Origin of the sequence: Neisseria sp. MVDL19-042950, from assembly GCF_030504625.1 — a bacterium.
GTDB lineage: Bacteria > Pseudomonadota > Gammaproteobacteria > Burkholderiales > Neisseriaceae > Neisseria.
The window spans coordinates 77,199-93,055 of the sequence record NZ_JAUKWH010000008.1 but is presented as its reverse complement, the minus strand read 5'-3'; the positions used below and the strand labels follow the sequence as shown (position 1 = coordinate 93,055).

The window sequence follows — 15,857 nt, the reverse complement described above, 5'->3', positions numbered from 1 at the left end:
AACCGCCCCCTAATCCCTAAACACCCCCTTTTTAAAACGCCTTGCCCTGCCCGTAAAACGGCAAGGGCGGGTTTTCTGCACCCGAAAGAAACGTAAGACCTCGTTTAAACCCCGTTTAAAAACGCGCCATATTGCGTTTCGGGCTTTCAGACGGCTTACCCCTTACCCAAACGGCAAACGCCCCAAAAAACGCAGATTTACCCGCCTGCCGAACGGATACGGCAACAGACAGCAAACGAAAGGCAAACGCCATGACAACCCGCCAAGACAAGCAAGCCGTTAAAGCCGCCAAAACCGCCGCCATTTTCACAGGCACATTAGCCGCCTGCATGGTTTCCCTTGCATTTTCATCATGCACCGCCAAACGCGCCCGCGCCCACACCGCGCCGCCTGCCGTATCGATAAACACCGTTTCAGACGGCCAAAGCCAAACACCCCGCCACCACACCAGCCAAACCGCCGCCATTCCTGCCGATTGGACAGAAAACCCGCTTGCCGCCGTAGTGTATGAACCCGTATCAGAAAGCGGGGCAGGCCATGAATAACCGCCGTTACGACCTATCCGACCTGAAAGCCGCCGCCGCTGGCCGCTGGCCTGAAATCCATGCCGCGCTTGGCATTCCCCGCGAATACCTTAACCCCCGCAAACATTGCCCCTGCCCCTATTGCGGCGGCAAAGACCGTTACCGCTACACCGACTATCAAGGCACGGGCGCATTTATCTGCAACCAATGCACCCCCGACGGCGGCAGCGGCTTTGACTTGCTTATGTTGGTGTTTGGCTACGACTTTGCCACCGCCGCCAACGAAACCGCCGCTTTATTGGGTTTTTCAGACGGCCAAGCAGGGCAACACCAGCCCCGCACCCCGTTGCCCCCTGCCAAGCCCGCCGCCCCGCCGAAAGACAAACAGGCCGCCTTGCTGAATCTATGGCACGAAGCCATACCCATCAGCGGCCAAGACCCCGCCGCGCAATATCTGCACGGGCGCGGCCTGCCCGCCGCCGCTTTTCAGACGGCCTTAAATATCCGCTATCACGCAGCCTTACCCCTATGGGCAACCGACACCGACGGCCAAACAGCCAAGCCGCTGTTAATCGGCTATTTCCCCGCCATGCTGGCCGCCGTAACCACCGCAGACGGCCAATTACAGGGCTTGCATAAAACCTACCTTGATGCGGTTTATACCAAGCCATACGGCGATAACGGCAACCATATCCCCGCCTTTACCAAACTGAATATCCACCACCCGTACACAGGCGAGCCGTTGCTCGCCAAAAAGATGCAATCCCGTTTACCCGATGCACTGAAAGGCGCAGCGGTACACCTTTTTCAACCCGACGCACAAGGCCGCCTGATTGTTGCCGAAGGCATAGAAACCGCCTTTGCCGCCCGCGCCCTTTTCGGCCTGCCCGCCGTTGCCGCCTTATCCGCTTACGGCATGGCTTCGTTTATATGGCCGTCTGAAACGCAGGAACTGTTTATCTGCGCCGACAACGACGACAACCGCACGGGCATGAAAGCCGCCCACAGCTTGGCAGTAAGAGCCATCAAGGCAGGTATCAAGGCGCGGATATGGCAGCCCGAAACGGCAGGCTTTGACGCTTTGGACGAACTGAGCCGCCGCCAAGACGAACAGACCGCCCCGCCGTAAACCGCCGTATTTGCGTTTTCAGCCCGTTTCCCTTTCAGACGGCTTACCCCCTTACCTAAGCGGATAACACCCCAAACAGCGCAGATTTACCCGCCTGCCGTCTGAAATACACCAGCAAACAAAAAGGGCAGCCGATACAGGCCGCCCAAAACAGGAAAAATCAGGAATACCATCATGAAAAACGAAACCATACACGACAACACCGCCGACACCAGCCCCGAAACCATTCAGGCCGCCGCCCTTGCCGAGTTTGAACAAGCAGAATTGCGCCCGCATTTCCAATGTACCAAAAACGGCGTTTTCTACATTGCCGTAGAAACCGACAAGTACGGCGAAGTACACGAAAAACCCCCGCTGAAACTGGCCGACCCAATCGAGCTTATCGGGCGCGGCACAGACGAAACGGGCAGCCATTACCGCATTATCCGCTGGCGCGATGCCGTAACCCGCAAAGCCCGCATAGAAGCCCTGCCGATGGCCGAAATCGGCGTAAACTGGCAACGCCTGCAATCACACGGCATTACAGTCATAGCAAGCCGCAGAAAACGCGAATTACTGGCCGATTATCTGCAAACCGACGGCAGCAACGAACGCTATACCGTAACCAACCGCGCGGGCTGGTGTGCCGACAATACAGCCTATATCCTGCCCAACGGCGAAGCCATAACCGCCAAAAAACAGCCCGCCAAAGTGATTTACAACGGCGACAAATCACAGGCCGACAGCTACACCGAAAGCGGCAGCCTTGAAGACTGGCAGCAAGGCATAGCCCGCTATATGGCAGGCAACAGCCGCCTATGCTTGGCAATCGGCACAGCCCTAGCCGCCCCGCTTGCCCGCCTGTTGAATATCGAAGCAGGGGGATTCCACCTTTTCGGCGATTCACGCGACGGCAAATCAACCGCCGCCAAAGCCGCATTATCCGTATGGGGCAACCCTGAAACGCTTATGCTGACATGGACAGGCACAGGCTTAGGCTTTACCAACACCGCCGCCGCCCGCAATGACGGCTTACTGGTATTAGACGAAATCGGACAAGCCAACGCCAAAGCCGTAGCACAAACCGCCTATTCCGTGATTAACGGCGTTTCCAAAGTACAGGGCGCAAAAGACGGCGGCAACCGAGAATTAAGCCGCTGGCGCATTTTCATGCTTTCCACAGGCGAAAAGCCCCTAAACAGCTTTCTAAGAACGGCAGGCGTAGAATGGAACGCAGGCCAAGCCGCCCGCCTGCCCGATATTCCCAGCGACGCAGGCAAAGGCTTAGGCGTTTTTGACACCCTGCACGGCCACGAAAAAGGCGCAGCCTTAAGCGAAGCCATAACCGCCCACGCCGCGCGATACCACGGCACCGCAGGCCGCGCCCTTATCCGCCTGCTATTGGAAGACCCTAAAGCCATCAACGAAGCCCGCGCCATAATGGCCGACTTTATGGCCATGTTGCCCGATACCGACGGCCAAAGCCGCACCGTTGCCCTACGCTTTGCCATAACCGCCGCCGCGCTGGAACTGGCCGCCAAACACGGCATTACAGGCTTAGGCGCAGGGGTAGGCATGGCAGGCATCAAGCAATGTTTCGACGCATGGCACAGCCGTACAGGCACAGGCAAATATGAAGACAACCAAATCATCAAACAGGCCATAGACTTCATGCAACTTTACGCAGAATCCATGCGCTTTGTGGATTGGAACAGCGAATTTACCAATCAAGACCACGCAGGCTATCGAAAGCGCAAAGAGCAAGCGCATTTAGACGAATTTTGGATAATCCCCGCCGTGTTTGAAAACGAAATATCCAAAAGTTTTGAAACAAACAAGACTTGTAATGTACTTTTCGGCATTAAATGGCTGAAACGTGATGGGAAAGACAGCCGCTGGCAATTCAAACGCTATGGCAAAGGGCGTTTTTATGTGCTGGTAGGCATAGAGCCGCCAAGCCAAGACAGCGACAACCAAGCCGAACAATAGGCCGTCTGAAAGCCCTTAAGGTTTATCGGCAGAAAACCAACCCGACACCAGCCCCGCCGCTGGTGTTTTTTATGGCCGTCTGAAACGGCAGGGCATACGCATTGACAATGTATCCAATCGGATACATAATCAATATATGGAATACCAAATCAAAACCACAAACCACTTTGAAACATGGCTTGCCGCCCTAAAAGACAAACGCGCCAAAGCCAAGATTGCCGCCCGCCTATCACGCGCCCAATTGGGCAACTTAGGCGACCATAAAGCCATAGGCGGCGACAAAGGCACATAGCAAGCCGATATAGCCCGCGCCCACCAAATCAAACAGGAATTAAGCCATGACTAAAACCACCATTACCCCATTTGACCCCGCCCGCTATTTGCAAGACGAAGAAGACATAGCCTTATTCTTGGAAGCAGCGGCAGAAGAAGCCATAGACGCAAACGACAACAATATTTTGTTACAGGCCATCAATACCGCCGCCAAAGCGCGGGGCATAATGCAAGTAGCCAAAGATGCGGGGGTATCCCGTGAAAGCCTATACAAATCACTAGCCCCCAATGCCAAACCCCGCTTTGATACCATTACCAAAGTATTACACGCGTTGGGGGTACAAATGACGTTTACGGCCAAGCCACCGCAAACGGCAGAAAAGCCCTAAACTGCCAAATACAAAAAAGGCCGTCTGAAACAAGGGGTAATTGTTCAGACGGCCTTTTTAAAACTTATATTACCCAAGCCCGCCCCCTTATTATTTCCCATCAGGAAATGATTTACCAAAAAATCATCAAATTATTTCATAAAAAATTTTTCCCTATACAGGATAACGAAAAATCAGCGGGTATGGCGGGTATGCAATTAAAAACACCCCTGCAAGCCTTTATTTATAAGGGTTTCACGCATACCCGCTTACATAAATTAACGCAGGTATGAGCGGGTATGTGCGGGTATGGCTTTATAATCATAAACTTATAATGTAAAGACGCACCCCATACCCGCACCAACCCGCCTATTTTCTCTATATCGGGTATGATTTAATCATTTAATATCAATACTTTAACCCCATCATACCCGCATACCCGCCATTCCCGCAGTGTTTTGCATATATAGCAATGTTTTTTTAGGGCGTTTAAACAGCCGCCCACAGGCCAAAACCCGCGAAACTTTGGCCAAAGTGTATAACTGCCACCCCGACCAACTGGCAGGCTTATAAGGCCGTCTGAAAACACAAACACCAGCCCCGCCGCTGGTGTTTTTTATGGCCGCCTGAAAAACAGTACAAAATGCGTTATACTCAATCCAACAAAACCCCATGCCCCCAAGCCGCCAAAAAACCACAAAATCAGCCCCAAAACGCTTTGACTTTTGCAAGATGGGGGTATATTTGGGGGTATTTATCAAATATGGAAATAAAATTTATAATTAAACCAAATATTTAAATGGCTGATTCAAGTCTCGATGTCCGTCTGAAAATATTTTCAGACGGCCTTTTTATTGTTTGAAATGATGGTTGCCTTTGTTGGAATAGAAGTGCCTTTTTATGAAAAATTTCTGGTCTGATTGATTTAAAATGAACTTTTATGGCTGCTGTTGGCTGTCATTGCGCATCCGCAAAAAAGTAGCGAATCTGGGTGTGCCTTTTTGAGTGAATCCTCGGTAGCGGTAAGTGATGCTGCTGCCGATGGCTGGTGGATTGTTGCGGTCGGCATCTTTGAAACCACTGCCTATACGAAATTCGCCGTATTGGTTGGCACAACTTAATGCGCCCAACTTGCCTGCGTATTTGCCTTTTCCTTCGTGATGTTTGGTTACGGTGCATTCGGCATCATGTTTGCTTTTAAGTTTTAATAAATAAGGGCTGCGGCCCCCGGTGTAGGGTTTGTCGGGATGGCGCAGCATGATGCCTTCCCCGCCTTTGGATTCAACCAATTTTAAAAACGTTGCCGCATGATGGGTATCGCGCACAGGGGTTTGCGGAATGATGGTAATGGGGGCTTCGGGATGTTGTGAGAGCCATTGTTTTAAGACGGCCAAGCGTTGGTAAAGATTACCTTTTGCTTGGGGAACGTCGAAAACGTGTAGCTTGATGTTGCTCCAATTACCCGAATGCGAACGCACTGCAGCGGAGATTTGTTCGAACTGCCCGCGTTGGCTGAATAGTTCGCCGTCTATCGGGTAAGGTGGGAAGTTTCGAGTGTAGCCCGAGGGAGGTGTGAATGCGTATCCTTGGCGGCTGATGAGTTGCGTGCCGTTCCAATAGGCTCGTACTCCGTCAAGTTTTTCACTCATGGCCCAGCCGGTAATGTTTTGATTTTTATATTCTTGTGCGAGCAGTAAATCGGGTGCTGCGATGGCGGCAGAGGTGAGAAATAAAAGGCAAAAAGGTATGATGGTTTTCATAATTTCCCTGTAATATTTGAATAGTTTTGAGGGATATTATTACAAGTTTTCTGAAAAATAAAGGAATTGATAAACATGGCTTTGCAATGTGAAATAATCGCAGTAACTCCGTTTCGTCAAAATTGTACCCTCATTTGGGATGATGAAACCTGTGAGGCCGTCTTAACCGATGTGGGCGGAGATGTGCCGTTTTTATTGGAACAAATCAATAAGCACGGTTTGAATTTGAAGGAAATTTGGCTGACACACGGTCATTTTGATCATGCGGGCGGTGTGGTGGAAATGCTGTCTCATCAGGAAGTGCCTGTGTTGGGGCCGCATGAGGACGATTTGTTTTTGTTGGAGCAGCTTCCTCATGTGACGGCACAATACGGTTTTCCTGTTTCTCCGTCGTTTACGCCCACCCGTTGGTTGCATGAGGGAGATAAGCTGACTGTGGGGAATTATACGTTTGAAGTGCTGCATATCCCCGGCCATACACCCGGCCATGTTGTGTTTTATTGTAAAGACACGGAATTATTAGTAGCCGGAGATGTCTTGTTTTATGAATCGATCGGTCGAACGGACTTTCCTCGCGGAAATCATGCCGATCTGATTCACAATATTACAGGCAAACTGCTGGTGTTGCCCGAACAAACCCAAGTAATTCCGGGGCACGGTAGGATGACAACCATCGGACATGAAAAACAGCATAATCCGTTTTTGCAGCCTTAAGGCCGTAGGTTACGGTAACGGCGGCAGTAAAGCTGCTTTGGGCATGTGGTGTTATGTAATATTGTTGGTGGGTATGTTTTACATATCTGTTTAACAGGGTGTTTTAACATCATCAAGGAGTGATTATGTCTTTCGATCTGGGTAATTTATTGCAAGGCAAGCTGGGGGGCATTTTAGGCCAGTATTTGACCAGTAACGGTGAGAATGCTGAAAACAGCATGAAAGCTGCTGGAGTAACCCTGCCTGCCGTTGTTGCGGGATTGGTTAAGCATGTCGGCGATAATCCTGCCAACGCAGCAGGCTTGTTTGACCTGATTAAAGGAGCTACCGGAAGCCAGTTGAGCGGTGCGGTGGAACAAGCCGGCGAAGGCCGCGGCTTAGAAGGTTTGGCCGAATGGGGTAAAAGACTTCTGCCGGACTTGTTGGGCGGCAATGCGGCCGATGTAGCCGATCAGATTTCACAAGAAAGCGGAGTATCGAAAGCATCGGCCGGTTCACTCTTATCATTGGCTTTGCCGCTGGTGTTGTCGGTGTTGCGCGGTAAAGTGCAAGATGATGATATGACTCAGGGGCAATTGTTGGGCTTGCTGGGGCAACAGCAAAGCTGGTTGTCTAAAGTGTTGAGCGGAGGCATGTTGTCGGCTCTGGGAATCGGCAGTTTGAGCGGTTTGTTTGGCAATCTTTCCCACTTGGCCGGCGGATTGGGCGGTGTAGGAGCAGGGGCCGCCGGTGCTGCTGCGGCTACTGCTGCCGGTAAAGGCTCCGGTTTGGGCAAATGGATTGCTTTGGCATTGGCTGCTTTGCTGGCTTTATTCGCGTTCAAGAGTTGCGGAGGTAAAGAAGAACCGGCGCAGATGCCTACCACTGAAATGTCGGCTTCAGCAGCTTCTGATGGAGCCGAGAGCATGGCAACTGCTTCCGCAGAAGTTGAAGCCGCGTCTCCTGTGATGCCGTCTGAACCGGTAGAAGCATCTATGCCGGCCGTTGCTCCGGCTGCTTCTGAAGCGGAAGCATCGGCACCGGAGGCTGTGAAAGTAGAAACGGCAGATGTCGCCCGCGTAACTTATGAAGACGGAGTGGCCAAATTCTATTTCGCTACTGCCAAATCCGACGTGGCTGAAGGTGCGGAGGCGATTGTGGCCGATGTAATTGCTGCCGGTAAAGAAGGTAAAAAATTGGTTATTAGCGGTTTTGCCGATAGTACCGGTAATGCCAAAGCCAACCAGCAGTTGTCTAAAAAGCGTGCCGAATCGGTAAAAGCGTTCTTTGAGGCTCAGGGCGTAGAGGCCAAAAATATTGAACTGCGTAAACCTGAGAGCACCACAGGGGCGATCGGTAACGATGTAGAAGGCCGTCGTGTTGAAGTGAAAGTGGAAGGTTGATTTAAGCTTTCAATGCTAAGGTAATTGCAGAGGCCGTCTGAAAAGTTTTCAGACGGCCTTTTTGATGCTATGGGATTACGATATCGGAGTTTGTGCTTTATCTCCGTTCCAGGGTGCCACTTTAAAGAGCAGTAACATACCGGGTACCGCTAGGAAGAAACAAAGCCAAAAGAAGTTAACGTAGCCCAACCATTCAATCAAATAGCCGGTAGTGGCATTGATGAATGTGCGGGGTACGGCAGCAAGGCTGGTAAACAAGGCCAATTGGGTGGCGGTAAAAGCAGGGTTGGTTTCCCGTGCCATATAAGCCACAAACGCGGCTGTTCCTAACCCGACTCCAACGGCTTCCGCACCGATAACGCCGGCCAACATCCAGCGCTCTGTGGCGGTTACTGTTTCAAAATGGCCGAATCCCGCCAGCCATACGAATCCTAAAATCGTTACGATTTGCACGAAACCAAATAGCCATAATGCTTTATTTATACCTAATTTCAACATCCAGATGCCGCCGATGATACCGAAAATAACTGCAGGCCATAATCCGGCATTTTTGGCAATCAAGCCGATATCGGTTTTGCTGTATCCCATATCGAGATAAAACGGCGTAGCTAATGCGGTGGCCATGCTGTCGCCGATTTTATAGAGAAAAATGAAGGCCAATACCAGTAGCGCCTGTTTTACACCTTTGCGGCTGAAAAACTCATAAAAAGGATCTGCCACGGTTTGTTTGAAAGTTTTGGGAGAAGAAGGCGGTAAATCCGGTTCTTGGGCAAGGAATAACGTCATCAGCAGGCCGGGTAACATAAACAGAGCCGTAATCAAAAAAACATTGTGCCACGGCATGATGTCTGCCAGTACCAGAGACAAAGAGCCCGGAATTAACGCGGCAATCCGATAAGCATTGACGTGTATAGCGTTACCTAACCCCAACTCATTGTCAGTTAATATTTCCCGCCGGAAAGCATCAAGAACGATGTCTTGGCTGGCAGAAAAAAATGCCACCACTACAGAAAGCCCCATAATGATGGGGATATGTTGTTGCGGGTTTAAGAAAGCATAAGCAGCTAATGTTAGCAACAGGCCGATTTGTGTAACCAGCATCCAACCGCGTCTACGTCCTAAAAAGGGCAGGCGTACGGCATCTATGATGGGCGACCAAATAAACTTCCAAGTGAAAGGTAAGCCGATTAAAGCGAACAGACCGATGGTCTTTAAGTCGATATGTTCACTACGCAGCCAAGCGGGAATCAGATTAATCAAAAAATATAAAGGAAGACCGGAAGTAAAGCCGGTAAAAATACAAATCAGCATGCGGCGGGAAAAAATCTGCCGCATAATGCTGGATGTGTTGGATGACATGAATGCTCCCAGAATTTGTGCTGTAGGGTAGGCAGGCAGCTTGTGTTTTAAGCTGTATTGTAACAATGAAGTGGAGAGGCCGTCTGAAAATATTTATTGAATATATAAAGAATAATTTTATGGGGGTGTAATTGAGAGAGGTTCAAATTAAGTGAAAATAAAGGTAATAAAAAAAGAGCCTGCACAAAGCAGACTCTTTTCCTAACTAATCAGTAGATTAGAATTTGTGACGCAGACCAACCAAGCCAGCAGTACTTTGGTATTTAGTGTCACCTTTACCAGCTCTCAACCAGCCAGCAGAAACCAGAGCAGTAGTACGTTTAGAGAAATCGTAGTCAGCACCTACAATAACTTGGTCATATTTACTATCTTTAATAGATGGTTTTTTAGATTGTGATAACTCTTTAACATCCCAACCATGAGCGTAAGAAACGCGAGGAGTTACGTTACCAAAACGGTATGCACCAGTTACAGCAACTTCTTTAATTTCTAAACCACCAGCTTCATCAGAAGTAAGAGGACGGTCTGGTTTATCTTCACCAGTAAAGGCACGCTCATAAGTATCTAGGTTAGTAAAGCCTTTGTCATATTGAGCACCTACTGCTACAAATAAGTTGTTAGCATCGTAGCCACCTCCGATGCGGTGAACGTGTCCGGTTTTACCTTTACCAGGATTACCTTGAGCATCGATCAAATTGTAAGCATTTTTTTGCACACCAACACCATATTGTGCAAAGAAGCCAGAGTTTTCATAGTTTAAACCAGCATAGTAAGCATCTTTAGCAGGTTGCTTGTGATCATATTTATCAGCAGGATTGGCATTGTCGCGCGGAGTGTATTGAACATTAGCGCTGAAGCCACCGAATACAGGAGTATCATATTTAATAGAAGTTACTTTCTTACCGGTACGAGTAAATACGCCCAAGCCTAAAGCAGAACTATTGTATTCCCACGGATCTACTTGATCCATGTCATCCAGTTGGGTAGCTAACTTACCGGCACGGATTTTACCGAAACCACCTTCCAAGCCGATGAAAGACTCACGACCAGCCAATTCACCACCGCCAGCAACAGAAACTTTGTTCTCAATTTGCCAGATAGCATTCAGACCAGAACCGATGTGCTCATGACCTTTGAAGCCAATGCGTGAACCGAAGTCAGCGATTTCAGTGGCAGTTTTGGATTTGTCTTTATTTACGCCAGAACCTGTTTTAATTTTAGAAACTTCTACCCCAGCTTTGATTTGACCGTACAGAGTTACGTCGGCAAAAGCAGCTACAGGCAAAGTTGCCAGAGTCAAAGCAATCAGAGTTTTTTTCATTGCTGTATTCCTTTTCTATCGTTAAGAAAACAAACTTAAATGGGGAGGTATGAAATCCATCTAAGCTTTTGCACTCATCGCAAGGTTAGCGATTTCATGTCTGCTAATATAATTGCTTCGTTGCAAAAAAACAAACTTTATCGGCTTCTGTTTGATGCGTTTGCAACATAATGTGTGTTGTTTCTTCCACATTATTTAATTAAATTTAATATAATCAGTTGGTTATAAATTTTCCATTAATTTTTGGCAGGATTACAACAAGTTGTCATTTTTTGTTGTTTTTTGGCAAACGAAGTTGCGGAAGCTTGGTTTTACTGGCTTGTACGGATATTGCAAGCCAGTCGGCAGGCTTCAGACGGCCAGATCGCCATAGGCCGATAGGTAAGGTTTATAAGATCGCCGTCGGGTATGAGCCGATGATTTTGACGAATGAAGCTCTGTCGTTCAGCTCCGTTAGAGCGGCCTGCACTTTGGTGTCGTCTTTATGCCCTTCTATATCGATGAAGAAGAGGTAATCCCATAAACCAGACCTGCTGGGGCGGCTTTCGAATTTAGTCATGGAAATGCTTTGTTCGGTAAATGGTTTAAGCAGAGCGTTGACTGCTCCTGCTTTGTTGGGAGTGGAAACGACGAGCGAGGTTTTGTCTCGGCCTGTGGGAGTAGTGGTTTGGTGTCCGAGCACGAGGAAGCGGGTGGTGTTGTTGGGTTCGTCTTCTATATTGTCGGCCACTTTGGTTAAACGGTAGAGCTCGGCGGCGGTTTGTCCTGCAATGGCGGCAACGGCGGCTTCGTTTGATTCGGCAGCCAAGCGGGCTGCTTCGGCGTTACTGGATACGGAGATGCGTACGGCATCAGGCAGGTGGCGGTTGAGCCATTCGTGGCACTGGGCGAGTGCTTGTGCGTGGGCGTAGATTTTTTTGATGCCGGTTTTTTCGCTGCTGTTTTTGCGCAGCAGGTGGTGGTGAATCCGCAGTACGACTTCGCCGCAGGCTTGCAGCGGGGAAACGGATAGTAAATCGAGGGTGCGGCCTATGCTCCCTTCGGTGGAGTTTTCTACGGGGGCGACCAGATAATCGGCTTGACGGGCCTCAACTTGGCGGAAACATTCGTCGATGGTTGTGCAGGCTTGGGTGTGTGCGGCATGGCCGAAGTGTTTGATGGCGGCTTGCTGGGTAAAAGTGCCTGCCGGCCCGAGATAGGAAATGGTTAACGGGCGTTCGACGGCGAGACATTCGCTCATGATTTCGCGGAAAAGACGGGCGACGGCTTCGTTGGGAAGAGGGCCGTGGTTGAGATTTTGGATGCGGTTTAAGACGGCCGCTTCCCGTTCGGGGCGGTATACCGTGCCGGTGCCTTTGAGCTCGCCGATGGCGCGTGCGTGGCCGGCGCGTTGGTTGAGCAGGTTGAGAATCGTGGCATCGATTTTGTCGATGGCATTGCGGTGCGGCAGCAGTTTGTCGTCGGCAGACATGGTATTCCTTTTATCTTATCTTTTGTATGGATGGTGGATTTTAGCACCATTGAGGCCGTCTGAAAGGGCATTCGGTTTTAAGGGGTTGATGCTGTATTTGTTTTCAGACGGCCTCTGTTCGGATATGGCAGATAAACTTGATTTTTACTACGGCGTTGCTGCACCTTGACATACTACTTATATTTCGTTTTTGAGATTTTCGTGCCAATCGCGGTGTGAGCACAGCCATAACAATACGATACCGCAAACGGTTGATAGCAGCATCATGCTTGACATGACGGTGGCGGTGCCGTTGTGCAGCCATGTGGTAAACATACCCATTAAGGCCCCGATCACTGACTGGCTCACGCCCAGTACGGCATTGGCGCTGCCCCCTTCTTTTCTGAAATAGCTCATAAATCCCGCCTGTGTGTTGGCGGTTACCAAACCTTGCGTGCCGACGGAAATCATGACGCAGCCGACCAGCAGCCACATGGGAGGCAGTTTGAAGATTAAAACGGACACAAACATCAGGGTGTTGGCGGTAAATTGGATGATGATGCCCCAAGTCAGGATTTTTTGTGTGTGGGTGCCTCTCTTCAGCCGCCATGCGGTAATGCGGTTGAAAAAAGCCATGGTAATGATGTTCATACCGAATACCCATGCGTAAGTGTGGGCGGAAATGCCGTATAGCTTCATGTAGACGAATGATGATTCGGTAAGGAAGCAAAACATGGAGGAAAAGCTGAAGGCTTGGAAAAACAGATAGCCTAATGCGGGCGTGGTGCCGAGTACGCGGCGGTAGCGGCCGGCAACATTGCGGAAAATGCCGAAGCCGATGGCTTCCGTGGCGTTCGGTTTGGCGAGAAAACGATGTAACAACAGCCAAACGGCAGCGGCATAAATACCTAAGAATATGAAAATCGCCCGCCAGCCGCCGATGCTTTGCAAAACTGCGCCGATCATCGGGGCAACCAGTGGGGCGGCCATCATGATGATGCCGATTAAGGCGAACATTTGCGCGGCTTTTCTGCCTTCGTAGTTGTCGCGTACAACCGCGCCGACCACGACTACCGTCATGCCCGCGCCGAAAGCCTGTACCAACCGTAACAGCAGCAGTTGTTCGCCGGTTTGAACCAGAGCAAGCTCGATAACGCTGGCGATATAAATCAGCAGGCCGGTAAGTGCGACGATACGGCGGCCTTTGATATCGGAAATCGAACCGCCGATAATCTGACCGGCGGCAACGCCGAACAGAAAGGTACTCAGGCTTTGTTCGATACGGTGAATGTCTGCATTCAGACTTTCCGCCATTGCGGGAATGGCGGGCAGATAGGCATCAACGGAAAAAGGCATTAAGGCAACGAGCATGGCTAACAGTGTGGCCATCTGTTTGTCGCCGAGTGTTTGCGGGGCAGGGGGCATTTAATGTCTTTCGGGCAGGCGTAGTGAATTTTTAATCCCTCGTGCGGAACATGCGGATTCGAGCGCTTGCTTCACTACTTATATATAAAGAATAAAATCGGGGAAAAACGTACAATGAAACCGCCCGAAGGCGGTTTGTTTGTGATGAAATTATACGCTGCTTTGAGGCCGTCTGAAAACCGAGCGTTTTTCAGACGGCCTCAAGTTACTTTATATATATATAGTATGGGGACGGCATTTTAAGACGGCTTTTTACAGTATGGAAAATCTGCATCTTGTTCAAAACGCCCATTGCGACACGCAATAAATGGCAAGCCCCACCAAGCCGCCGACTAAGGTGCCGTTGATGCGGATAAACTGTAAATCGCGGCCGACGCTGAGTTCCAGTTTTTCGACCATTTGCGTGCTGTCCCAGCCTTTTACTTTGTCGGATACAAATAATGCGGCTTTTTCTTTGTAGCGCATCACAAAATCGCGCACCATCAGCGAGATGCGCACATCCGTGCGGCGCATAAATTGCGGGTATTTCGCCGCTTGGGCGAGCATGTGGTCGAGAAGTTTGTTTAATTGCGCCAGCCATAGGGAATCCGGTTTTTCCACATCGTTTTCCGTCCATGTTTGCAGACTTTGCCAGCTTTGTTGCAGGATTTCGTGCAAAGCGGGGGATTCGGCAAAGCGGTTTTTTTCGCGCTCCAGTTTTTTATGCCACAGTCGGGAATGGCGCAGAGCTTCCGTGATGCGGTCGAACTGTTCGTCAAAACTTCGGCGGATGCGGTGGTTGGGGTCTTCCAGTGCGGCGGCAAGATAGGAGTCCGCCCATTCCAAGGCTTTTTCAGATACCCAGCCGTCCACTTTGTCTACCAATGTGCCTTTTAATGAGGCTTTCAATCTTTCCCATGCGCCGGGATTGTCGCTTTTGATTCTTGCCGCCCATTCGTACAAGTTTTGTTCCAGTAGGGCGCGGGTTTCGGGGTTTTTCAGCCAGCGGCAGGTTTGTTTTAAGACGGCCGTAAACAGGGTTTCGTGCAGCCCTTGGGTTTTTAAAGCAGAGAGGCCGTCTGAAAGCGTTTTGCCGATTTTGTCGCCGCTGTATTGCTCGGTAAGAAGTTGGCTTAAAAAGCGGGATACTTGTTCGGGTTTGGCAATCTTGATAAGCGGAACCAATTGTTTAGCCAGCCACGGCATCCATTGGGTACGGGTTGGTTCGGAAGCCAGCCAGTTTAATAACTTTTCGCTCGGTGCAGCTTGATAAACGCGTAAGGCGATGGGCTTGCTTTGCAGGAAGTTGTTTTCGATAAAGCGCCCGAGTTCGTCGGCAATGCGGTGTTGGTTGCGCGGCAGAATGGCGGTGTGCGGTATCGGTAGCCCCAGCGGGCGGCGGAATAGGGCGGTAACGGCGAACCAGTCGGCCAATGCACCTACCATTGAGGCTTCGGCAAAGGCTTTCAGATAACCGAGTGCGGGATATTGTTTGATATAGATTGCCGATACGGTAAACAGTACGCAAGCCGACAACAATAACCCGGTGGCCAGACGGCGGCTTTTTTTGAGGCGGGCGCGAGCTTTTTGCGTCCGTACTTCTGCAGACAGGGTGTGCATGGGCTGCTCCTTTTAGTTTGTGTGCTGTTGTTTATGCTTTTGCAACACGGCATGCGGTATGTTTAATTATTGCATGTGTTTTATCCGGCGTGCTTAGGAAGTGCTAAAGATTAGAAATATATTTGTTATGGTAAGTTTGGTTAGGCTTTAAAGAGATGTTTCGGCGTTTTGTTGTTGTGTTTGTTCCGGTTGTGCCAATGCTTATGGTAACGGCACCTCGACGACGTTTATTTTGCAGCCTTTTAAAGCGGAGATAAGAAAGGGAACAATAAACTTCCCTTGCATGCATCCTACGAAAATATAACGTTCCGCCACAACCGGTTAGGCTTGAAATAGAGCGAGGATGGCCGTTTGCATCAAATCTGATAAGGTGCTGAATTTTTAATCAGTTTTGTTTTTTATTATAGAAATAACGATTTATCCGTTTTATACACAGGCAATACACATTTGGATAAACAGTTTTTGTGGCTTGTACTGTAATCTGCTTAAATTTTGAGCGATAGAAAATTTCTCATATGATTCAATTCCAAGCCTTATTTATCCACAAGCTGCTCACAAGGTTATGGGCAATTTCCGCGTATTTCC

At 49.6% G+C, this 15,857-nt stretch carries 15 protein-coding genes; 8 read left to right on the top strand and 7 right to left on the bottom strand.

Annotated features, from left to right (window positions below):
- Positions 1-115: 115 nt before the first annotated feature.
- Positions 116-253 carry a hypothetical protein gene (locus Q0X97_RS08420; protein WP_302066889.1) on the bottom strand — a complete coding sequence of 46 codons (138 nt, stop codon included), beginning with the start codon at positions 251-253 and terminating at the stop codon, positions 116-118.
- On the opposite strand from Q0X97_RS08420, the gene Q0X97_RS08415 reads away from it, so the two are divergent.
- The 6 genes from Q0X97_RS08415 to Q0X97_RS08390 all read left to right on the top strand — a co-directional run bounded on the left by Q0X97_RS08415 (position 252) and on the right by Q0X97_RS08390 (position 4,555).
- On the top strand, positions 252-545 hold the full coding sequence (locus tag Q0X97_RS08415; protein WP_302066888.1) for a hypothetical protein: 294 nt from the start codon (positions 252-254) through the stop codon (positions 543-545). The two genes, Q0X97_RS08420 and Q0X97_RS08415, sit on opposite strands and share 2 nt — an antisense overlap.
- Positions 508-1,653 (top strand): toprim domain-containing protein, encoded by a 1,146-nt coding sequence (locus tag Q0X97_RS08410; protein WP_302066887.1) that lies wholly within the window; start codon positions 508-510, stop codon positions 1,651-1,653. The genes Q0X97_RS08415 and Q0X97_RS08410 overlap by 38 nt, the downstream gene beginning before the upstream one ends.
- A gap of 174 nt (positions 1,654-1,827) precedes the next feature.
- Entirely contained in the window at positions 1,828-3,621 is a 1,794-nt protein-coding gene (locus tag Q0X97_RS08405) for a DUF927 domain-containing protein (protein ID WP_302066886.1), read from the top strand.
- A gap of 136 nt (positions 3,622-3,757) precedes the next feature.
- Positions 3,758-3,913 (top strand): hypothetical protein, encoded by a 156-nt coding sequence (locus Q0X97_RS08400; RefSeq protein WP_302066885.1) that lies wholly within the window; start codon positions 3,758-3,760, stop codon positions 3,911-3,913.
- Between the two features lie 46 nt (positions 3,914-3,959).
- On the top strand, positions 3,960-4,283 hold the full coding sequence (locus tag Q0X97_RS08395) for an addiction module antidote protein (protein WP_085363837.1): 324 nt from the start codon (positions 3,960-3,962) through the stop codon (positions 4,281-4,283).
- Positions 4,284-4,390: 107 nt separating this feature from the next.
- Entirely contained in the window at positions 4,391-4,555 is a 165-nt protein-coding gene (locus Q0X97_RS08390; protein ID WP_302067708.1) for a hypothetical protein, read from the top strand.
- Between the two features lie 645 nt (positions 4,556-5,200).
- Here Q0X97_RS08390 and Q0X97_RS08385 read toward each other — a convergent pair.
- Positions 5,201-6,022 (bottom strand): DNA ligase, encoded by an 822-nt coding sequence (locus Q0X97_RS08385; protein WP_302066884.1) that lies wholly within the window; start codon positions 6,020-6,022, stop codon positions 5,201-5,203.
- A gap of 75 nt (positions 6,023-6,097) precedes the next feature.
- On the opposite strand from Q0X97_RS08385, the gene Q0X97_RS08380 reads away from it, so the two are divergent.
- Entirely contained in the window at positions 6,098-6,736 is a 639-nt protein-coding gene (locus Q0X97_RS08380) for an MBL fold metallo-hydrolase (RefSeq protein ID WP_302066883.1), read from the top strand.
- A 125-nt stretch (positions 6,737-6,861) separates the two neighbouring features.
- Positions 6,862-8,118: an OmpA family protein gene (locus Q0X97_RS08375; RefSeq protein WP_302066882.1), complete on the top strand. Its 1,257-nt coding sequence runs from the start codon at positions 6,862-6,864 to the stop codon at positions 8,116-8,118.
- 75 nt (positions 8,119-8,193) lie between these two features.
- Here the strand turns inward: Q0X97_RS08375 and Q0X97_RS08370 are convergent, their stop codons facing one another.
- The 5 genes from Q0X97_RS08370 to Q0X97_RS08350 all read right to left on the bottom strand — a co-directional run bounded on the left by Q0X97_RS08370 (position 8,194) and on the right by Q0X97_RS08350 (position 15,272).
- Complete coding sequence (locus Q0X97_RS08370; RefSeq protein ID WP_302066881.1) at positions 8,194-9,477, bottom strand: AmpG family muropeptide MFS transporter; 1,284 nt, start codon at positions 9,475-9,477, stop codon at positions 8,194-8,196.
- A gap of 217 nt (positions 9,478-9,694) precedes the next feature.
- The gene (gene porB / locus Q0X97_RS08365) at positions 9,695-10,798 is read right to left on the bottom strand and encodes a trimeric porin PorB (RefSeq protein ID WP_302066880.1); all 1,104 of its coding nucleotides are present in this window, start codon (positions 10,796-10,798) and stop codon (positions 9,695-9,697) included.
- Between the two features lie 388 nt (positions 10,799-11,186).
- Entirely contained in the window at positions 11,187-12,269 is a 1,083-nt protein-coding gene (pheA, locus tag Q0X97_RS08360; protein ID WP_302066879.1) for a prephenate dehydratase, read from the bottom strand.
- Positions 12,270-12,446: 177 nt separating this feature from the next.
- Positions 12,447-13,673, bottom strand: coding sequence for a multidrug effflux MFS transporter (locus Q0X97_RS08355; protein WP_302067707.1), 1,227 nt, complete (start codon positions 13,671-13,673; stop codon positions 12,447-12,449).
- Between the two features lie 279 nt (positions 13,674-13,952).
- Positions 13,953-15,272 (bottom strand): DUF445 domain-containing protein, encoded by a 1,320-nt coding sequence (locus Q0X97_RS08350; RefSeq protein ID WP_302066877.1) that lies wholly within the window; start codon positions 15,270-15,272, stop codon positions 13,953-13,955.
- Between the last annotated feature and the right edge of the window lie 585 nt (positions 15,273-15,857).